This window comes from Croceitalea dokdonensis DOKDO 023 (genome assembly GCF_001306415.1).
Lineage (GTDB): Bacteria > Bacteroidota > Bacteroidia > Flavobacteriales > Flavobacteriaceae > Croceitalea > Croceitalea dokdonensis.
This window is the reverse complement of sequence record NZ_LDJX01000002.1, coordinates 641905-663998: the sequence shown is the minus strand read 5'-3', so window position 1 is coordinate 663998 and position 22094 is coordinate 641905. Positions and strand designations below refer to the sequence as shown.

The following is a 22094-nucleotide window of genomic DNA, read 5'->3' as shown; positions in this document are numbered from 1 at the left end:
TTTAAGCTTTAAAAATAGTGATTTTAGGGCATAAAAAAACCCCTGCGACTGCAGGGGTTTTGTAATTATTAAGGAAGCTATCTTTAGAAGCTATATCTAAGTCCAACTTGCATTTGCCATCTTGAAGAATTCAATCCTGCGTCATCAATAACATTCCTGTTTTCGTCTGCTCTATCATTAAAAGTATATGTTGGAGTAGTTCCATCTGCTTCAAATCCTCTAAAACTCAATAACTGTGCTTGATTAAAGTTTGTAAATGTTCTCACTCCCCATTCTTTGTTCAAAAGGTTGGTAAAGTTAAAGATATCAGCAGTTAACTCAAATTTATGAGTAGTATTCCCCCCAAAATTAAAACGGAATTCCTGAGCGAATTTTAAATCTACTATATGGAACCAATCTGAGCGACTTGCATTCCTTTCAGCAAACTGTCCTCTTCTTGTTCTTAGGTAATCATCACCTTCTATAAAAGCATCAAATGCTTGCCACTGCTCTGCAGCAGATGTAATAATAGCTCCGGTATTGCGATCAGTTATGTCTACAAAATTAGCTTCTGCTTCGGTAGCCGGAATAAATGGCAAAGCTGTAGCAAAACCACCAGTATCATCTAATAAACCATCCCCTACTACTACGTAACTAAAAGGACTACCAGCTGCACCTTCATAGAATAGACCTATTCTTGTTCTTACTTTATCCGTCCATTTGAACTCCACGGTTGAATTGGCAATAATCCTACTTCCAGGAGAAAAATCAGATCTAGAAAGGTCAGGCCTGTTAGAACCATTGACCGATTCTAAATTTTGCCATTGTGAACTATTCTGTGATGAAGTAGCATCAAATAGGGCGTCAGAATCTCCATAAGAATAGGTAGCCGAAGTTCTAATATCAACTTTTTCTGAAAAAATATTTTTGGTCAAAGTACCGCTTACATTATAGGAACTTCCCGCTCCTGTATTGTAACCCAAAAGGATAAGATTATAGGTGTCGTCAATAATTTCATTTCCATAATTGGGTCTTGAACCTGCTCCCGTAGTTGTAAACTGAGGCCCTGCTAAATTCAAGTTCTCGTACGCTACTGCTGTTATATTGTCATTCCAAAGAAAATCTGCGGAAAACACGAATCCAGCAGGAAGTTTTTGGTCAATAGCAATATTAGCTTTAAATGTTTGAGGCAGTTTAAAATCTTCCTCAAATAAATCAACATTTCCACCAAGCGCACCAGTACCAGGAGCTGGATCAGCAAACTGTGCCGTAACATCAGGATTAAACGCAACACTTCGATCTCTTATATCCAACCTACCTGAAGTTATTCCATTGTTATTGTATGCGCCACCTGGCCAGACCAATGGAAGTCTGGAAGTAAATACTCCTAAACCACCTCTTAATTGCGTTGACCTATCACCTTTAACATCCCAATTAAATCCTACACGTGGAGAAAAATGAGCCGTTGCGTTTATTCCTTGACCAACACGCGCTCCTCTGAGATTTTTTCCATTAGCCTCAAGTAATGCGACACCTCTTGTGTTGAAATCTTCATTTTCTGCACCGTCTGCCCAGTAAGGAATATCTACCCTTACACCCATGGTAAATTTAAAATCATCCGTTATATTGACTTGGTCTTGCACATATAAACCAAATTGAAAAATATCGAATTCGGCAGCACCTTGGGAATCGTCACCAAAACCACCTAGAAGCGAATAGCCGTAACGGTATCTGTTAGCTGGTTCTTCATTAATAAAGTCAGAAAGACTATCGAATCTGTAATAACCAAAATTACGTCCAAAGAACACGTTTTTTACAGATGAAAATTCGTTGTTTGTACCTATGGTTATGTTGTGCGCTCCTGAGTAAATTTCAAAATTATTTGTTAGGGTAAGGACACTCTGTTCCAGCAAATTTGCGGTAGAGAAAGGTTCAGAACCAAAAAAGATTCTATCATTTGTATCTCTATCGTTTATTTCAACCGCAGGAAAAGGTGTTCCCAATATTTCTCTATCGTCATTGACGGTCGTGTAGCCTATCACTAAATTATTAGCCATATTATCCCCAATCTGGGAATTCAACTCCAAAGCTGTTGAATTTGTGATAGATGTGAAATCCCTCCCATTGTTAAAAAAGCCAATTCGTCCTTGATTTGAAGAGCCAGGGTCAATTTCTACTGCCCTCACATAACTATGCTTTAAAGACAATTTATTACTTTCATTGATGTTCCAGTCAATTTTGGCAATCAACTTGTCACTTGTTAATGAAGAGGTATTATTGTCAAAAGTGCCGGGATCATAACCGTATCTACTATTTAAAACGCCTGTCAATTGATCTAAATCGGCAGCTGTTGCTTGCCCTCTGTATGTTCCAATGTCAAAAGGTTGTGGCGTTTCATTGTTCTGTCTTTCGTAATTAACGAAATAGAAGAGTTTATCTTCTTTGATTGCTCCACCTACTCTTACCCCATACGTTTGGGCGGTAAAATCTGCTAAAGGAGTTCTTTCGTTATCACCTGCTATACCCACAGGCGTTTTTCCTGCTAAACTTTGGTCTCTGTAAAAACCGTAAACAGAACCCTGTGTAGTATTTGTTCCAGATTTTGTTATGGCATTTATACTACCTCCTGCAAAACCAGACTGTTTTACATCAAAAGGGGCTACGTTAATTTGGAAAGATTCAATAGCATCCAGAGAGATTGGACTAACACCGGTTTGACCTCCATTGGTGCCTGAAGCGGCGAGACCAAAAACATCATTGTTTACGGCACCATCGATATAGATAGCATTAAACCTATTATTTTGACCAGCAATAGAAACTACGTTATCCCCTGTTACCCTAGCTTGTGGGGTTAATCTCGCGAAATCGGAGATGTCCCTTGATATTGTTGGTAAAGAGTTAACTTGACGTTGACTAACATTAGTTTCAGCACCGGTTTTACCAGCATCAAATACGCCGTTTGATTGGGCTACAACAATTACTTCGTCAAGTGCATTCGCTTGCTCTCCTAATTCAGCACTTATTCTGCGAGAATCACCAAGCTGAAGGTAAATGTTATCACTTTCGAAATTTTCGAAACCAACATAGGAAATAGTCACTGTGTACGGACCACCTGTACGCATACCGGCTATACGGTAGAAACCATCAAAATCCGTTGCGGCACCATAGGTAGTTCCTGAGGGCGTGTGAACAGCAACGACGCTTGCTCCCGGCAAAGGCTCACCTGTATTATCAGTTACTTTACCTCCAATTGCAGAAGTGGTAACCCCTTGTGAAAAAGCCATTGCAGAAACAAGGATTGCAATGACCGATAAATAGATTTTTTTCATGTTCTAGAGTGTTTGAATTGTTCGGCAAAAGTCATATTTTACTTAAACAGAAAGGTTAAGTAAAGGTTAAGAATGAATTTCAAGAGACAATTCAGAACTCTTATAAATTGAGCATTTACAAGGGTTTACATCTATAGTTAAATTAAGGGAGCTTTAATTATTTCTTAAAATATTGTAAAAGCCTCATAGTAGAGCTATCATGTTTGCTGATTTCAGAATTTTCAATGTCAGACAGGGTTTTTTTGGCAAGTTGCTTGCCCAATTCTACCCCCCATTGGTCATAGCTAAAAATATTCCAGAGTACCCCTTGGACAAATATTTTGTGTTCATATAACGCAATGAGTGATCCTAAAGATTTAGGTGTTAACCGATCAATGAGTAAGGTGTTTGTGGGCTTATTCCCTTCAAATACTTTGAAAGGTACCAATGCGTTTACTTCTTTCTCAGATTTTCCTGATTCCTTGAATTCGGCAATCACCTCTTGTTGCGTTTTACCGTTCATAAGGGCTTCTGTCTGGGCAAAAAAGTTGGCCATGAGTTTGTTGTGGTGATCACTATCCCCGTGGAGTGAGTTTTTAAACCCAATAAAATCGCTAGGAATCAACTTGGTGCCCTGGTGTATCAACTGAAAAAAGGCGTGCTGGGAATTGGTGCCAGGTTCTCCCCAGATAATGGTGCCTGTTTGGTAAGGGGTAATTTTACCGTTACGATCCACACTTTTACCGTTGCTCTCCATAATACCTTGCTGTAAATAGGCTGAAAAACGCCCCAAGTACTGGGTATAAGGGATGATGGCCTCGGTTTCCGCACCATAAAAATTGTTGTACCAAACACTGATCAAAGCTAGTACAACAGGAATGTTCCCAGAAAAATCGGTTTCCTTAAAATGGGTGTCCATCTCATTGGCGCCTTGTAAAAGTTGGTCGTACTTTTCAAACCCAATGGCCAAGGCAATGGTAAGGCCTACCGCACTCCAAAGGGAAAAACGGCCGCCTACCCAATCCCACATCGGAAAAACATGGGAATCGCTAATGCCAAATTCGGCAATTTTTTCCGTGTTGGTGGAAACAGCGGCAAAGTGCTTGGCAATATCTTGCTGGGTTGCATGTTGTAAGAACCATTTTTTAATGGTGGTGGCATTGCTGAGCGTTTCTTGGGTGGTAAAGGTTTTGGAAACCACTACAAATAAGGTAGTTTCTGGATTCAGTTCCTTTAGGGTTTCATGTACATGGTCACCATCTACATTGCTCACAAAGTGGGTCCTTAAGTGATTTTTGTAAAACTTCAAGGATTCCACTACCATGGCAGGACCTAGATCGGAACCACCAATGCCTATGTTGACCACATCTGTAAAGGCTTTGCCCGTAAACCCTGTTTTGGTTCCGGAAATAATGGCATCTGTGAAGCTTTTAATATCTTTTTTTACGGCATAAACCTCGTCCACCACGTTGCTACCGCCCAACATGATGCGGTCTGTTTTTTTTGCACGCAGAGCGGTATGTAAGACTGCACGCCCTTCTGTCTCATTTATGGGTTCACCTTTAAAATAGGAAGAAATGGCTTGCTGCAGGCCTACCTCTTGGGCGAGTTCCTGCAAGAGTGAAAAGGTTTCTGTTGTAATTCTGTTTTTGGAAAAATCCACTAAAAAGTCTTTCCATTGTATGCTAAATGTCCTACCCCTATCTGCATCTTCTGCAAACAGGTCTTTTAAGTGTATTTCTTTGGTTGTTTTAAAATGTGCCTCTAGTTTGGGCCATGCTTTGGTAGTGGTTGGGTCTATTTTAGGTAAGCTCATATTATGGGTTCATGGTTACAAGGTCCTCTTGGACCGGTTCTTCAAGAATTGGATACGGGATACAATCCAATTGTGCTTTTAATGGGTTGATGTAGGCAAAATAATCTGGCCTTAACGTTTCGTGCAAGGGTTCTGCCCTAGGTAATTCTTCCCGCAATGGGTCCACTTGTCTACCGTTTTTCCAAAACCTATAACATACGTGGGGACCTCCCGTATTACCGGTCATTCCAACCCATCCAATAACATCTCCCTGACGCACAAACTCCCCTTTTTTTACCTTTTGCTTTTTCATATGAAGGTATTGGGTGCTGTAGGTCTCATTGTGCCTAATTTTAACGTACCGCCCATTACCGCCCCTTCGGGTAGATTCGGTAACGGTGCCATCGGCAGTCGCCAAAATGGGTGTTCCAATAGGGGCCGCATAATCCGTTCCCTTATGTGGCCTTACTTTGTACCCATAATATTTTATCCGTCTTTTTAGGTTGTAGCGTGAGGACAAGCGACCAAACTCCACGGGCATTCTTAGAAAAGTGCGTCTTAAATTATTGGCCTTTTCGTCATAGTAGTCCGTTAGACTTTTTAAGGAATCATTTTCATAGGCAAAGGCGTATATGGGTTTGCCATTATGTTCAAAAAAAGCGGTTTTAATGTCTTCCACCCCGGCATAAATGGAGTCATTGATGTATTTTTCCTTGAAAATCACCTTGAATTTATCATTTTTCTGCAACCGGGAAAAATCGATGGTCCAAGCATAGATTTGTGCCAAATTATGGGTAACCGCGTAATCCACCCCTAAAGAGTCCATATCTACGGACAGGGAGTTTTTAATAATACCTGCAACCTCCCGTTCCACATAGGTCACTTGTTTTTTGCCCGTATAGGCCCGCACAGAATCCCTTAGGTCTACAACGGTGTAATTGATGCGGTCATTTTCATAGATAAAAACTTCTGCCCGTTCCAGCGAATCTTTAGAGGTCAATAGCAGATAGGGCTTCCCTATTTTAATCCGTTTAACATCAAAAGTATCCTTATATTCCGTGGCTATTTTTACAATTTTGGGGTAGTCTACATGATTTTTGAGTAGCAGCTCTCCAAAACTATCCCCATTTTTGATAGTATCCCGCAGTACACCAAAGTCTTCTAGGTTAAAACCGTATTCCGTGCTAATGGGCTTCTCCATACTTATGGACTTGGTCTGCTCCACAATTTGCGTTGGTTTTTCTTTGCAAGCTCCCCATACAAACATCAAAACAAGTAATACCCCAATGTTCTTCATTTTTTTCTATACCTTTTTTGGATTAAAAATATGGCTTACCCATTCCTTGCCCCATTCTTCCTGCTCCTTCTTGGAGTGCAAAGTTGGGAAAAATATTATTTTCTGAAAACTTGGGGGTAAGTACTGTTTCCAGTTGGTTCCTCCGGTAGCGTTAACAGCTGTTTTATCCTTAGCCAAATACCTGTAGGCAGACCCCATGTGCATTAAGGGCCAATTGACATTGGCATTGAGGTCCAGCTCTTTTAAGGTTTTGATCAGTATGGGATTTTGTTGAGCCTGTTTTGGCAAGCCGTCGTATTTATCTGCAATGGTACGGCCCTTTACCTGATTTGCAATCCTAAGCAGTCTTGGGGTATACCTTTGTTCAAATTGTTTTAGGGTAAGGGTTTTTTCCCCTGTTTTGACGTCCGTTGCCCCTTTTTTCCAATATACATGCTCAAAAAGTTCTTCTATTGGGGTGTTGGCAGAAACGATATCCCTTTCCGTATGGTGCACCAGGTGTTGTAAAGGGCAGGCGTATATTTCAATCATTCGGTATTGAACGGATTGAAATCCGCTTGCGGGCAACAAGGCCATCCGATACCTCAAGAATTGTTCCCGTTGCATTCCGTTGATCATGATGCCAAATGATGAGGTCAGGGCTTTAAAATACCCATTGATACGTTCTGATCGTTGAATAAAAAAATCCACATCGTTAGTGTTGTCCTCTACCAATTGCTTTTGTTCATGCAGGATAAGCTTAAAGTACAGCTCCGTTATTTGGTGGTACATGATAAAAATTTCCTCGTCCGGGAAGTGGGTCCTGGGCACCTGCAGACTTAATAAGGTGTCTAAATGGATGTAATCCCAGTAGGTAAGGTAACGTTGGTAAAGGAGGCCGTCCAGGTAAGCACTAAGGTCTTGCCCAGAATCTTTAAATTTTTCTTCAAGCTTGTTGATTTGGGAGGCAATCTGCTCGTCTTTCTTCATTGTGGGATATCAATCCATTAGTATCTTAAACTGATGTTTTAAAGCGTTGTATCCATCAAGGTCTGCTTTTATGGAACCTACGGCCAAATCTGCCTTGATTCTAATAGGAATTTTGTTTAGATCATTGGACACCCACAAAGTTAAGCTTTCTTGCTCTTTAAATACCCGGCCAGATTGTACATAAGGCCTGAACTTAAGGCACTCTACCTTGCCATATTTGGTTTTTAGGGTTTCCGTTCCCAGATATTTTAATTTAAATTGATAGACACCATCATCATCATACAACATATCCATGGTGATACTTTTTCCTACCGTGAGGTCCTTGGCATGATAATTACTGCGTAGGTAGTAAGCCGCAGAAATGAGATCTTGAACATCATTATCAATCTCAAAATCAAAGCTTTTATCGTTTTTCTTATCTAGAAGTACGGCTCTTTTTTTGGTATAGTCAAAATTGATTTCCATATCCTTGGTGTAGCCGCCTTCATCTATATTGCGGATAAATTTGTAAGGCCTATGATCATCACGTCCAAAATAGGTCTCATACGTATCATCCACTTTAAAGAATAGCCTGGCCAGGCCTGTGGTGCTGCCTTTACCTACCACATGATATACCGGTTTTCCGTCCAGCTTTTTGGCCTCCAACTTTAAGGTGGCATAACTTGCGTTAAAGATGCCATAATGGATACGGAATTTTAACCATTCGCCAGATTGGAATGGTCTATCTTGTTGTGCATTGGCGCCAAAAAAAACCAGGCAACTCACGATAAGCAATTTTTTTAGTATCATAGGCTGATAAGCTGTGGTAAAATTATTAAAATATCAAAGGAATTCACATTCCTTAACCGCTTAATCACCATTATCACCTCCCTAACATGGAAGCACACAAAAAGACTTCTATTGTAGGGCGTGCTTGGCCAAGACCAAACGTTTTGGTATAGTAGTCGATCAAACTTTTTTAAATGGGCCAAAAAATGACAGATTTACACCCATATTTCAGCTTTTTCTTGTTCCGTATCTTTGCGCTACAGCTCACAAAAGTCTTCATCTGGGCATCATTTGGGCATCTTTTGCTTACGTCCAAAAAACCTAAACCACTACATAACTTAAACAAAAGTTATTCCAAAGTATTGTCCAAAAAAAAGCCCCAGTGTTAAACACTAGGGCTTTTCCTAAATAACCAACCAAACTTTAAATTATGAAAAACCAATACTTAAAGTTGCACTAGGGAACCACCCCTAATACACAGTAAAGATAGTACAGCATACAAAGGCTACAAGGGTTTTTAACCAACTTTAACTTAGCGAGGGGAATATTTAGATTTTATTACAAAATTCACGATCGGTTTTAAGAATTTTTGTGAACTGATGGGCCATTTAGTTTTCTAAAACCAATACCCAATACTAAAGTATAGGTTGTTTTGTTCTTGTTGGGGGGACCAAGAATAATACACCTGTACCGGGCCTAGAAAGGATTCTAGACCGTAACCTATGGCATATCCAGAAAAGGTGGGCGCAGTGAACCACTCTCCGGTCCTAAATAGGTCATCATCCACATTGGCTGCGTTTGCCACGAACATAAGATGGCTTTTTGGTGCCATAAGGTAATCCATCCGTATAGAGGATTTAACGTAGCTATTGCCGGGGAGGCTTAAAAAGTCATATCCAAAAAACGGAATAATGTTCAGTAGTGGGGCGTTTCCAAATCCGCCCAAAACAAAGTCAAAGGAAGTAACGGGCGACGTGCCTAATTTAAACCCGCCCTCGGTTTCAAAATTTATGGATAAGTTGGGGAGCACTTCAAATGCGGCACCCATGCGCGCTTTGCCCACGGAGAATTCCCTGAAATTGTCATTAAAATCCGATGAAAATAAATAGACGTTAAAATTACCGTCAAAAAATAAGCCTTTAGTGGGGAAGTAGTTATCGTCATACGTGTCAAAAACCAACCTGCCAAATGCGCTAAAATAATTACTGTCCTCAAAGAAGGTTCGTTCAGGAGGTGCATTGGCACTTGCCAAATTTGCATCGGTAGCTGGTGCCAGCTCGTTTATGGTGCGGGTGCTGTACCGTAATAATTTATGTTCTGCACCCAACCTAAAAGAAAACTCTTCCCTTAGAAGGGTTTCCAAATAAACCTTATTGGTTAAATCCGTAACGTCTAAGTTTATTTCTCCAATATTGGGATCGTTCACCACTGCAAAATTACTTCGGATAACATCAAAATCAACCTGCCTATTAAAGCTGTTGAAGGTAGAATTTAACCCAAAGCTCCAATAGGAACCCTTGTCCACATAGTAATCCAGGTGATATCTTAGGTTGTCCCCTACGATAAAGTCAAATGCAGCCACATCATCGTTTAAGAACCAGTTTTTACGGGTAATATTAATGAGTGCGGAACTCTTGTAGAGGTCGTCATAGTGTGCGCTCATTTTTAAGAACATTTTATTGGGCTTTTCTTTGAGTTTGATGAGCAGGTCCGTGCCCAGACCATTATCTGTAAGGTGATACCTAATGGCCTTAAAGTTTTCCGTTGCAGCAAGATTGTTCAACCCTTGTTTTAGTTTATCAAAGGAAGTTTTCTCGGAAAGTTTGAGCCTTAGTTTGCCCTTAATGTACCCACGGGTATACCGTTCATTACCTTGTATTAGTAGTCTATTGATGACCAAGCTATCTGGCCTGTGTATTTCTTTGGTGCTTTTATCTGAAGGACTTTGTCTATTTGCCACGTCCTGCAGAGAGCCCATAAGCTTTTTGGCCGCCACGGCACCACTATCAATAATGGCCCTCCCTTTTTCAAAATCCACGATATTGAAATTGGTAATATTTGGTTTAATGTAGATATCTGTTTGTTTTCTTTTGCCAACCATATCCTTTACCGTTCTGTAATTGTTGATTTGAAACAACACCTCGGTTCCGGAAAGTAAACCTTCCCGGGTGGCCAGATCGTCCTGAACATCTACGCCAATGATAATATCCGCGCCCAAATCCCTGATTTCCTGTACGGGATAATTGTTCACAACCCCACCGTCTATAAGGATATCCCCATTAATTTCAGTTGGCTCAAAAAGGGAGGGAAACGTACCACTTGCCATAACGGCCTCAGGCAGGAAGCCGCTGTTCAATACCACGGGCTCCCCAGTTTCCACATTGGTGGCTATGGCCAAAAAAGGAATGGGAAGCTTATTAAAATCTTGGACATCCTTAACATGGTACAGCAAGCGCACCAGCTCATGATATACATTTTGGCCGCCAGAGATGGCTTCTGGAAAATTAACGTTAAAATTGTCAAAAGGCAGACTTAGGGCATAACGTTCCGCATCGCGTTTGTCATAAAAACTTTTTGAGCTTCTTGGAAATTCGTCCTGGATTAAATCGGAAACGTTCATTGTGTTAAAAAAAGCTTCTAACTGCTCCGGTGAATACCCTGCGGAATAGAGCGCCCCAACAATGGCACCCATACTAGTGCCCCCTATGTAATCTACCTTCACTCCGGAGGCTTCGATCACCTTTAGAGCCCCAATATGCGCTAGCCCCTTTGCCCCGCCACCACTAAGCACCAAGCCTATTTTGGGGCTGTCCTGCGCTAATGCCGTAGCTAAACCAAGTGTAAACCATATGCCCAAAAGAAGTTTATGCATGGGTCATCTAATTAATGAAAAGATTCATATATTTTTTTTGCCTTTGCCATTCCTATGGCTTTCGCCAAAGTTTCCACGGGGGCCTCTTTAATTCTTTTTACGCTCTTAAACTCTTTGAGAAGCTGGGCTACCGTTTTTTCCCCAATCCCCTCTATTGTTTCCAATTCTGAGTTAATGGCCGCGGTACTGCGCTTGTTTCTATGAAAAGTGATGCCAAACCTATGGGCCTCGTTGCGTAATTGTTGGATTATTTTTAAGGATTCGGATTTTTTATCCAAATACAACGGAATGGGATCCTCTGGAAAATAGATTTCCTCCAAGCGTTTGGCAATTCCTATAATGGCTATTTTTCCCCTTAGCCCCAAAATGTCCAAACTTTTTAATGCAGAAGAGAGTTGGCCTTTGCCACCGTCAATGACAATAAGCTGTGGCAGGGGCTCATCCTCGTTAAGCAAGCGCTTGTATCGCCTAAAGACTACCTCTTCCATAGAGGCAAAATCATCTGGGCCTTCCACGGTCTTAATGTTAAAATGGCGGTATTCTTTCTTGGAGGGTTTCCCATTTTTAAATACCACGCATGCGGCCACTGGATTACTGCCTTGCATGTTGGAGTTATCAAAACATTCAATATGCCTAGGTTCCTCGGACAACCTTAAATCTGCTTTCATCTGTGCCATGATCCTGTTGGCGTGCCTATCAGGATCGGTAATCTTCATTTGCTTAAAGCGTTCTTGACGGTAAAATTTGGCATTTCGGGTAGAGAGGTCCAGCAAGCGTTTTTTATCACCGAGTTTGGGAACCGTTAGTTTTACATCATTTGATAGGGCCACGGGAAAGGGCAGGTACAGTTCTTTGGATTCACTTTTAAAGCGTTGCCTTAGTTCAATGACGCCAATTTGTAACAAATCTTCATCGCTTTCGTCCAACTTCTTCTTGATTTCCATGGTATGAGACCGTATAATGGAGCCGTGGGCCACTTGTAAAAAGTTGATGTACGCGTGGCTTTCGTCAGAAAAAATGGAAAAAACATCTACATCACTTATTTTAGGGTTTACGATGGTAGATTTAACTTGGTAATTTTCCAATACTTGTATTTTCTCTTTGATACGCTGGGCTTTTTCAAACTCCATCTGTTCTGCATAGTATTGCATTTGGTGCTTAAAATACCGGATAGAGCTTTTAAAATTCCCTTTGATGATTTGCCTGATATCCTCAATGTGCTGGTGATAGTCCGTTGCGGACTGCAAGTCTTCACAAGGCGCCTTGCAATTGCCCAAATGATATTCCAGGCAACGTTTGTATTTTCCCGACGCTATTTTTTCTTCGGAAAGGTCATAGTTGCAGGTTCTCAAAGGATATACGCTTTTAATGAGTTCTAAAAGGGTTTTTACCGTTTTCATGCTGGTGTAAGGCCCAAAATATTCAGATCCGTCCTTAATGAGCCTCCTGGTGGGAAAAATTCTGGGGAAACGCTCTTTTTTGATGCAGATCCATGGATAGGTTTTATCATCACGTAAAAGGACGTTGTATCTAGGTTGGTACTTTTTTATCAGGCTGTTTTCCAACAGTAATGCATCGGACTCCGTAGCAACCACAATATGCTTAATGGTCCTGATCTTTTTGACCAGTACTTTGGTTTTACCGTATTCATGTTTTTTGGTAAAATAAGAACCTACCCTTTTTTTGAGGTTTTTGGCCTTTCCTACATAAAGAATTTTACCTTCATCATCATAGTATTGGTATACCCCAGGCTGGTTGGGCAGGGATGCAAGCTGTACCGAAATGGGAATGGTAGACATGACAGGTATGGATACTACAGGTTAAGAAACAACAGTTAAGGTAAAAGCTTTTTTACAAGTGACGAAGCAATTAAGGCAGAACTTGTAATTTTCTTTTTTGTGTTGGGCAGTTAGGTTAAACTGTAAACCCTTAGCGAGATAAGACCAACCCAGCATAGTGTAAATTGGTAACTACATCAAAAACAACAATTTAGCTATTTTTAAGGTGGATGATACGTCTATATTTTATCTAAAGCAATTATGAAATTGGTAATTCTACAGGGCGGCAATTGTTAAATTATTATCAAAAAATGGTATTTCGTCGATAAAAAAATACAGTTCATAGGATTTTACACAAATTTTACATTATATTTATCCGAAGTAAATGTAACAATGGAAAATTATATCATTCTTTTGGGCATGTATCTTATTTTGATGTTGTTCTTCAAAATATATTTTACCGTAGCTACCAAAGAGTAGTTATGGCATAGCATATAGTTCTCCCAAACAAACCAACTTTATTCTTTGAGAAGTGCTTAAAGAAACACTCAGAAAGGAATACAAAAAAAAAAGAGGTCATCTGCAAGATGAATCTTTAGAACAACAAAGTTTAGAAATTTCAAATAGGCTGCTTTCGCTGCCTATTTGGAATTTTTCTTTTTACCACCTTTTTTTATCCATTACAGATAGTAAAGAAATCCATACCAATCCCATTTTAAGTATACTTCTGGGCAAGGATAAGAATGTAGTTGTGCCCAAGGTAGAAGGCCCAGGCCGCCTTACCCATTTTTTATTGACGGACAATACACGCTTGGTGACCAATGCATGGAAAATTCCTGAACCTGTAGATGGGGTGGTGGTACCACCCAATAAACTGGACGTAGTGTTTGTGCCCTTACTCGCTTTTGATGTTCGAGGTCATCGGGTGGGTTACGGAGGTGGGTTTTATGATGCCTTTTTATCAGAATGTAGGCCGGAATGTCTTAAAATTGGCCTGTCTCTTTTTGAGGCGGAAGCGCTTATCACGGATGTAGGCCCATATGATGTAGCACTCAATTATGCCGTGACGCCAAATAAGGTATATAGGTTTTAGGCGCCTTCTTTGGCAAATGCCTTTTTATTGAAGAAGATAAGAATACCAACACCAGTACTGATGGCGGTGTCCGCTACATTAAAAATGGGGTCAAAGAATGAAAAGCTGTCCCCTCCGATAATAGGTAGCCAAGAAGGCCAAGTGGCGTTTTGGATAATGGGAAAGTACAGCATGTCCACTACTTTACCATAAAATAGTTTTCCGTAAGGTTCTTCTGAGAAAAGGGTGGCCACTTCCCCATAACTATCGTTGAAAAGGACCCCGTAAAAAATAGAATCGATAATATTGCCAAAGGCGCCGGCAAAAATTAAGGATACGGCCAGTATCAATACTTTTGGGGATTGTTTCTTGATGATATCAAAAAGCCAATACCCAATACCGCAAATGGCAAAAAGTCTAAAAATGGTCAGGAACAGTTTCCCGGTACTATCTGAAATGGGCAGGATATCGCTCAGTTTGGTTCCCCATGCGGCACCTTCGTTTTCTATGAACAATAGTTTAAACCAGCTAAAAACCTCAACGGATTCTTGGTAGACAAAATGGGTTTTTACGTACACCTTACTGATTTGGTCAATCAGAAGAATTACAATAATGATCAGCAGGGATTTCTTTAAACTCATTTCTTACACCACAAAGGGCAAAAATAGTTATATTATTTGGTATTGTTCACGCTAATATTTCCAGTTACGGATTCCAGGTTTACCTCATAAAAGCCTTGCCCAAGTTCCCCTAAGTGCAGCTTGCCGTAAGTAGAGGTTGCAGTTATGTTTCCGGGCAGGCCCATGGCGCTAATATTTCCGTTTTGGGTTTTCACCGCTATGTTCCCAGAGGTACGGTTCAAGGAACAATCGCCATCTGAAAGGACCACTTTTAGATGTTTAAACGGACCACTTCCCACAAATGCTGTACTGGTGCCGTAAACGGTGACATCACTACGTAAAGGCACACGAACGTGCAATGCAATGGAGATCACCTTGTGGGCACTCAACTTATCGTTGGGGTTTTTAAAATTTGGAAGAAAATCTGGGCTCACCAAGATGTTGTTCCCATTTTCAGTAATACGTATGGCCAGGTCTTCCGTATATTCCCCTTCTAAAGTAGCCTCAATTTGGAGTTCTTCTATATGGGTCGCGGTTACGCTTGTGGTGTAACAGTTTTTAGCATCTATTTGGAGATACTTTAGGCTGTTGTATGGCAAGGTTTTGCGTACCACCTTTTGTGCGGTGGCCCCATGGGCAAAAAGAATAAGTGCCAAGAATTGTTTCATCAAAAAAACGCCCGTGGGCGTTTCATTATTTTTGCATGTTTTTTGCCTCAATGCTCAAGGTTGCATGCGGCACCAATTTAAGTCGTTCCTTGTTAATGAGTTTACCGGTCACACGGCAAATACCGTAGGTTTTGTTTTCAATGCGCAGTAAGGCGTTCTTTAGGTCCCGGATAAACTTTTCCTGCCTAATTGCCAATTGCGTATTTGCCTCTTTGCTCATAGTTTCGGACCCTTCTTCGAATGCCTTAAAGGTGGGAGAGGTATCATCCGTGCCGTTGTTGCCATCGTTCATGTAAGCACTTTTCAAAAGCTCCAAATGGCTTTTTGCCTTTTCAATTTTTTCTTCTATCAACACCTTGAATTCTGCAAGGTCCTTGTCCGAATATCTAATTTTTAAATCTTGTCCCATGTTTAGTGTTTTTGGATAAACAATTTAGTGTTCACGTCGTCGAACGCAATTTCCGTGCCTTCTTCCAGACTATCTTTATATGTAAGCTCCGCGGTCAGTGTTTCGCTTTTTAAATACGTTTCGTTATTGGCAATGGCATTTTCTATAATACCGTCCTTTTGGATGCTCAGGTCAATTTTATCGGTAACCTCTAATCCAGAATCTTTACGGAGGTTTTGTATCCTGTTCACCAATTCCCTTGCAATGCCTTCATTTTTTAAATTTTCATCAATGGTAATATCCAGTGCAACGGTCAAAGGGCCAGAACTGGCCACCAACCACCCTTCAATATCCTGAGAACTGATTTCTACATCAGACAACTGTAAAATAATACTTTTAGTATTCAGTTCAACCGTTAATTCGCCCTCTTGCTCTATTTTTTGGATGTCTTCTTGATTTAATCCATTGATTGCCTGCGCAATGGTCTTCATCTCTTTTCCAAATTTTGGTCCCAATACCTTAAAATTTGGTTTTATTTGTTTGACTAAAATATCCGAAGCATCGTCCATAAGTTCAATGGTCTTTACGTTTACTTCTGATTTTATAAGGTCTGCAACGGCTTCAATTTCTTTCTTTTGGCTCTGGTTTAAAACCGGTACCATGATTTTTTGGAGCGGCTGTCTCACCTTTATTTTTTCTTTCTGGCGGATGGATAACACCAGCGAGGAGATTTTTTGCGCCGTTTGCATTTTACCTTCCAGTGCTGGGTTTACCATGGCAACATCAAAAACGGGAAAATGGGCAAGGTGCACGCTTTCAAAACCTTCTTTTTTGGTGACCGCGTCCAAATCCGTGTATAAACGATCCATAAAAAAGGGCGCTATTGGGGCAGATAATTTGGCGATGCTCTGTAAGCAGGTATACAAGGTTTGGTATGCCGAAATTTTATCATGTTGATAATCTCCCTTCCAAAACCGCCTTCTACTTAACCGTACATACCAGTTGCTTAGGTTTTCCTGCACAAAATAGGATAGTGCCCTTGCGGCCTTGGTGGGTTCATAGTCGTTAAAGGCCTCATCTACTTGGTTAATGACGGTATGTAGTTCTGACAGGATCCATTGGTCCAGTTCCGGTCTTTGGTTTAAGGGGATTTCTTCTTCTTGGTAGGTAAAGCCATCTATATTGGCGTAAAGCGCAAAGAAGGAATAGGTGTTGTACAGGGTTCCAAAAAATTTCCTTTTCACCTCTATTACCCCATCAATATCAAACTTAAGGTTGTCCCAAGGGTTGGCGTTGGAAATCATATACCACCTAGTGGCATCTGCCCCATGTTCTGGAAGGGTCACAAAGGGGTCTACCGCGTTCCCTAGGCGTTTGGACATTTTTTTGCCCTCCTTGTCCAGTACCAGCCCGTTAGAAACCACATTTTTATAGGCAACGGAATCAAAAACCATAGTGGCAATGGCGTGTAAGGTATAAAACCAGCCACGGGTTTGGTCTACGCCCTCTGCTATAAAGTCTGCGGGAAACCGCTCATTACTGTCAATAAATTCCTTGTTTTCAAAGGGATAATGCCATTGGGCATAGGGCATGGAGCCACTATCAAACCAAACGTCAATAAGGTCCGTTTCCCTTTTCATGGGTTTGCCATTGGGCGAGACCAAGGTAATTTGATCTACGATATTTTTATGGAGGTCTATCTTATCATAATTGGCTTCGCTCATGTCTCCCACCACAAAATCCCCAAAAATATCATGATCCATAAGCCCGGCATTGATGGCTTTTGCCATCTCTGCCTTTAATTCTGCCACAGAACCGATCATGAGTTGCTCGCTCCCATCCTCTGTGCGCCATATGGGCAATGGGATGCCCCAGTATCTAGAACGGGACAGGTTCCAGTCGTTGGCATTGGCCAACCAGTTGCCAAACCTGCCTTCACCGGTGGATTTTGGTTTCCAATTAATGGTCTGGTTGAGTTTAAACATCCGGTCTTTAATAGCGGTGACCTTTATGAACCAAGAGTCTAGGGGGTAATATAAAATAGGTTTGTCCGTACGCCAGCAGTTGGGATAACTGTGAACATACTTTTCAACCTTAAAGGCTTTATTCTCTTCTTTTAGTTTAATGGCGATTTCCACATCAACGGAACGGTCCGGCGCCGTGCCAGCCTCGTAATATTCGTTTTTAACGTACTTGCCAGCGAATTCTTTGAGCTCTGGTCTAAATTTACCCTGTAGGTCTACCAAAGGAACGGGATTATGGTTCTCGTCAAGCACCAGCATAGGTGGGATTTCTGGTGTCGCCTGCTTGGCCACAAAGGCATCATCTGCGCCAAAGGTTGGTGCGGTGTGCACAATACCGGTACCATCTTCCGTAGTGACAAAGTCACCTGGGATGACACGAAAGGCATGTTCTGCATTTTGGTAGGGCTGCACATAATCAATCAATTGCTCATAACGAATGTCCACTAAGTCGGCACCTTTACATTCGGCCAGTATGGCAAAAGGTATTTTTTTATCGCCTACGTTAAAATTGGCAAACGCTTCTTCTGTTTGGGCCTGAAAGAAGCGACCAGAAAACTGTTTGCTTACCAAGTTTTTAGCGAGTACCACATTAGTGGGTTGGTAGGTATATTGGTTATAGGTTCTTACCAGTACGTAATCTATCTTTGGCCCAACCGTTAAAGCGGTGTTAGAGGGCAATGTCCATGGGGTAGTGGTCCAGGCCAAAAAGTAAATATCCGTTTTAAACCTTTTTAGGAATTCTGGCAAGGTGTTAGTCACCGCTTTAAACTGCGCGGTTACCGTGGTATCCGTAACATCTTGGTAGGTGCCAGGTTGGTTAAGCTCATGCGAGCTTAGTCCCGTACCGGCTTTTGGGGAATAGGGCTGTATGGTGTAGCCCTTACATATCAACCCCTTGTCATAAATCTGTTTTAGAAGCCACCAGACAGATTCCATGTACTTGGACTTGTAGGTGATATAAGGATCGTCCATATCTACCCAATAGCCCACTTTTTCGGTCATTTCATTCCAAACATCCGTATAGCGCATTACGGCTTTTTTGCAGGCCGCATTATATTCTTCCACGGATATTTTGGTACCAATGTCCTCTTTGGTAATGCCAAGCTCTTTTTCCACCCCTAATTCAATGGGTAGTCCATGGGTGTCCCAACCGGCCTTTCTTTTGACCTGAAAGCCTTTCATGGTTTTGTACCTGGGGAAAATATCCTTGATAGTCCGGGCCATAACGTGGTGTATTCCCGGCATTCCATTGGCAGATGGAGGGCCTTCAAAAAACACATAGGGCTCTTGGCCTTCCCTTGTAGCAACACTTTTTTCAAAGATGTTGTTTTCCTTCCAATAGGCTAAAATTTCATCAGCCACTTTGGGCAGGTCCAATCCCTTATATTCTGCAAACTTCATATCATTTGGTATTCCTTGATCTAGGGGCAAAACGTAAGGCTTTTATGGTGGGCTGTTGTAATGTCCCTTCCAAAAATCTGATCCAACCTTACCACCTCCTTGTTGGTTGTCCAGATAATGGACGCCAGCTCCTAGATTTCCAAGTTTGCAAAAATAAAAATTTAGATGGAAAACGGGATAATTCAGTGACCTAAAAGATTTTATGGTGTCCAATGATTGTAATAACATCTAAAAGATGATATTTGCCGTAAATACAGTAAACAAACACTTAAAAACCTATTACAATGAAAAAAGTACTATTGGCCGTATTGGCATTGAGCATCAGTTCAGCAACATTGACCTCCTGTAAGGATGCCGCAAAAAAAGCGGAAGACGCTGCAAACGCTACTGAAAATGCGTTGGAAGAAGCTGGTGATGGCCTACAAGAGGCTGGTAACGACCTTAAAGAAGCTGGCGAAAACGCTATGGATAAAGTAAAGGAAGCTGGGGATGACATGAAAGAAGCTGGGACCAAAGCAATGGATAGCATAAAAGCTGCTGGAGAAGGAGCCATGGACAAGGCCAAAGAAATGGGCGAAGATGCCAAAGAAGCTGGAAAAGATGCCATGGACAAAGCCAAGGAAATGGGAACGGATGCTAAAGAAGCCGTAGAGAAAACAGCAACAGACCTTAAAAAGAAAGTGGATAGCAATTAGATTTCTCCCCACTTAACATAAAATCCCGACCATTATGGATCGGGATTTTTTTGTTTTTGGAATCGCTTAGAAGGAATATCCTAAACCCACCACCATGTTAAAACCCGGTGCCACAATCCCAGAGGAATAGGTGCGGTACCGCTGGTCCGTAAGGTTTTCCAGCGCCAAATTTGCATTAAGGGCATTGGTGATTTGATATTGCGCCCTAAAATTTAGGGTGTACCATGAGGGTGAAAACGGATTGCCGTTGGCGTCACTTGCATAAATAAAATCCTTGCTTCTCTCGGATAAGGCCAAATCCTCAAAGGCAATCTCGCCATTGTAGTTCAGAAAAAAATCTGCTTTTAACTTTTGGTTCTTGTAGATGATGTGGGCATCACTAAAGGTTGGTGCAGCATGCCGGGCCGCAGACTCATCCCCGTTATCATCTTCCTCAATACCTTGTGTCACGGTGAGGTTCCCAACAAAGGACCAATTCTCGTTAAAATAAGTTTCTAGGCCAAATTCCAAGCCATAAACATAGGCGTTGGCCGCGTTTTGTATGGCCTGTACGTTACTGGGCTCTCCCAAGTACTCAATTTCCCGTAGTCCACCCAGTGAAAAATCCCTACGCACCAAAGCATCTACCAGATAGGTATAGTAGGCGGCCGTGGTAAGGATAAGCTTATCGTTAAAATTCTTACGGATACCAATATCAACATTGTAGGCGTATTCCGGTTCCAAGTCCGGATTTGGCACTATTACGGAACCAGGTTCAGAGTCGAACACCTTACCGATGTCATCAATATTTGGGGCACGGAAACCGGTTGACCCATTTAGGGTAATTTGCAGGTCTTCCTTGGCAAACCAACTCATCCCGATACTGCCGGTAAGCGCTCCCGTGTTTAAATTAGCCTCTTCAAAAGGGAATGGAAATAGGGTGGTATCAAAATCTGCATTCACCCATACGTTGCTATACCGAAGGCCAGAGAGTACCGTAAAGTTGGGCTTTGCCCGATACTCCCCATTAATATATCCTGCAAGGGTCTGCCACTGGGACCCATCTGGATGTCTGGAAACTGCCCTAAAGCTTTCACCCGTGCTTATGTTCCTGTTCTCCCCTGTGGAGCCAACATGGTTAAAGATATATTCCGCTCCATAATAGAGCTGCAGATCGCCTATTTTTTTATTCTCAAAATCAAGGTTAAAAGAAAGGGCATCCACTTTTTCCGTTGTATTGTTGAGCACTTCTTCACCAAAATCACGGACATTTCTACTTTCCTCAAAAAATTGGTAGGCCGTGGTCAGTTTTACCCCGTCATAAAACTTATTATTTCCTTTTTTGGTCATCTGAAGATTACCCATAAACCACTTTTGGGGGCCGTAGAACCAATCGGCAGAACGTAGGCCATCACCTGCACTATTTGGCCGGATGAGCCTGTCATACCTGCCATAATCAGAGGTTTCTGAATAATACAGGCCTACATTATAGGAGTACATATTGTTGGGTTGAAACCTAATTTTTTGTAGCAGGTTAATTTGCTCATAGGCAGAGCCCACTTGTTTTCTGGGGTCCTGGTTGGCTACCAAGACATCCTGCCCATTTTCCCGTACCACAAAGTTGTTTCGCAAATAGGAATCCCTACCGTGGGCGCCCATCCGTAAATCACCAAAACTGTTGTAGGTAAGGCTAGTAAAGGAGGCCCAATGTTCATGTCCTAAGTTAAGGTCTATATGGGTGGTGTTTTCTGTATTTGCAGAGGAAAAACGATAGTTGGCACTCCCAGATACCGAGAGGCTATCCGTGTAGGAAAATCTTGGGTCCTGGGTAAAAAAGTTCATGACACCACCAATGGCATCACTACCGTAAATAACAGAACCCGGACCAAAGATGACTTCGGTGTTCTTAACGGTGAACGGGTCTATGGAAATGACGTTTTGGACGTTCCCTCCCCTAAAAATGGCGTTGTTCATCCGTACCCCATCCACGGAAAGTAATAGCCTATTGGTGGCAAAACCCCGTATCATTGGGCTACCGCCACCCAACTGGCTTTTTTGGACGTATACCTTACCGCTTTGCTGTAAAAGGTCTGCGGAGGTCTGCGGATTTGCAAACGCTATGGACTTGGCATCAATGCTCGCTATTTTTTGGGGAATGTCCTTACGCTGTTGTTCCCATTTAGAAACGGACATAACCACCTCATCTAGCTGTTCCGCTTTGGTAAATAGGTAGACCCGGTTTCCTTTTTTGCGGAGCTGTGCCTTGCTGGTCACGAAGGTTTCATAACTAATATGCTTAAAGGTAATGCGTTGGTTGGTGCCAAAGGGAGCAAGATCGCACTGGCCTTCATTATCGGTTATGGTAGTTTTTGTCTTATCCGAATTATAGACGGCAACATTGGCAATTCCCTTTCCCGTTTCCGCATCTAGCACCGTAACGGTTTGGCCTCTTATCGCCATGGATATCAATAACAAAAAAAA

The 22094-nt window shown here is 41.7% G+C and carries 14 protein-coding genes; 2 read left to right on the top strand and 12 right to left on the bottom strand.

Annotation, left to right across the window (positions count from 1 at the left end):
• Positions 1-83: 83 nt before the first annotated feature.
• The 7 genes from I595_RS06465 to uvrC form a co-directional block, all read right to left on the bottom strand.
• A complete protein-coding gene (locus tag I595_RS06465) occupies positions 84-3308 on the bottom strand; it encodes a TonB-dependent receptor (protein ID WP_054558553.1) in 3225 nt (1074 codons plus the stop codon).
• Positions 3309-3465: 157 nt separating this feature from the next.
• Complete coding sequence (gene pgi, locus I595_RS06460) at positions 3466-5103, bottom strand: glucose-6-phosphate isomerase (RefSeq protein WP_054558552.1); 1638 nt, start codon at positions 5101-5103, stop codon at positions 3466-3468.
• Between the two features lies 1 nt (position 5104).
• On the bottom strand, positions 5105-6379 hold the full coding sequence (locus I595_RS06455; protein ID WP_054558551.1) for a peptidoglycan DD-metalloendopeptidase family protein: 1275 nt from the start codon (positions 6377-6379) through the stop codon (positions 5105-5107).
• 6 nt (positions 6380-6385) lie between these two features.
• Positions 6386-7348, bottom strand: coding sequence for a tryptophan 2,3-dioxygenase family protein (locus I595_RS06450; RefSeq protein ID WP_054558550.1), 963 nt, complete (start codon positions 7346-7348; stop codon positions 6386-6388).
• A gap of 9 nt (positions 7349-7357) precedes the next feature.
• Positions 7358-8137 carry a DUF3108 domain-containing protein gene (locus tag I595_RS06445; RefSeq protein ID WP_054558549.1) on the bottom strand — a complete coding sequence of 260 codons (780 nt, stop codon included), beginning with the start codon at positions 8135-8137 and terminating at the stop codon, positions 7358-7360.
• 595 nt (positions 8138-8732) lie between these two features.
• A complete protein-coding gene (locus tag I595_RS06435; RefSeq protein ID WP_054558547.1) occupies positions 8733-10988 on the bottom strand; it encodes a patatin-like phospholipase family protein in 2256 nt (751 codons plus the stop codon).
• An 11-nt stretch (positions 10989-10999) separates the two neighbouring features.
• Positions 11000-12787 (bottom strand): excinuclease ABC subunit UvrC, encoded by a 1788-nt coding sequence (uvrC, locus tag I595_RS06430; RefSeq protein ID WP_054558546.1) that lies wholly within the window; start codon positions 12785-12787, stop codon positions 11000-11002.
• 511 nt (positions 12788-13298) lie between these two features.
• Here uvrC and I595_RS06425 point away from each other — a divergent pair.
• A complete protein-coding gene (locus I595_RS06425) occupies positions 13299-13859 on the top strand; it encodes a 5-formyltetrahydrofolate cyclo-ligase (protein WP_054558545.1) in 561 nt (186 codons plus the stop codon).
• Here I595_RS06425 and I595_RS06420 read toward each other — a convergent pair.
• From I595_RS06420 to ileS, 4 genes are read right to left on the bottom strand one after another with little or no spacing between them, the layout of a single operon-like run.
• Complete coding sequence (locus I595_RS06420; RefSeq protein WP_054558544.1) at positions 13856-14479, bottom strand: lipoprotein signal peptidase; 624 nt, start codon at positions 14477-14479, stop codon at positions 13856-13858. The genes I595_RS06425 and I595_RS06420 overlap by 4 nt on opposite strands.
• A 32-nt stretch (positions 14480-14511) precedes the next feature.
• The gene (locus tag I595_RS06415; RefSeq protein WP_054558543.1) at positions 14512-15126 is read right to left on the bottom strand and encodes a DUF4097 family beta strand repeat-containing protein; all 615 of its coding nucleotides are present in this window, start codon (positions 15124-15126) and stop codon (positions 14512-14514) included.
• 25 nt (positions 15127-15151) lie between these two features.
• Positions 15152-15535 carry a TraR/DksA family transcriptional regulator gene (locus tag I595_RS06410; protein ID WP_054558542.1) on the bottom strand — a complete coding sequence of 128 codons (384 nt, stop codon included), beginning with the start codon at positions 15533-15535 and terminating at the stop codon, positions 15152-15154.
• A gap of 2 nt (positions 15536-15537) precedes the next feature.
• Positions 15538-18939 (bottom strand): isoleucine--tRNA ligase, encoded by a 3402-nt coding sequence (gene ileS / locus I595_RS06405; RefSeq protein ID WP_054558541.1) that lies wholly within the window; start codon positions 18937-18939, stop codon positions 15538-15540.
• Positions 18940-19223: 284 nt separating this feature from the next.
• Between ileS and I595_RS06395 the strand changes: the two genes are divergently transcribed.
• Positions 19224-19634 carry a hypothetical protein gene (locus tag I595_RS06395; RefSeq protein WP_054558539.1) on the top strand — a complete coding sequence of 137 codons (411 nt, stop codon included), beginning with the start codon at positions 19224-19226 and terminating at the stop codon, positions 19632-19634.
• A gap of 66 nt (positions 19635-19700) precedes the next feature.
• On the opposite strand, the gene I595_RS06390 is transcribed toward I595_RS06395, so the two are convergent.
• Positions 19701-22073 carry a TonB-dependent receptor gene (locus tag I595_RS06390; RefSeq protein ID WP_245628237.1) on the bottom strand — a complete coding sequence of 791 codons (2373 nt, stop codon included), beginning with the start codon at positions 22071-22073 and terminating at the stop codon, positions 19701-19703.
• Positions 22074-22094 lie beyond the last annotated feature (21 nt).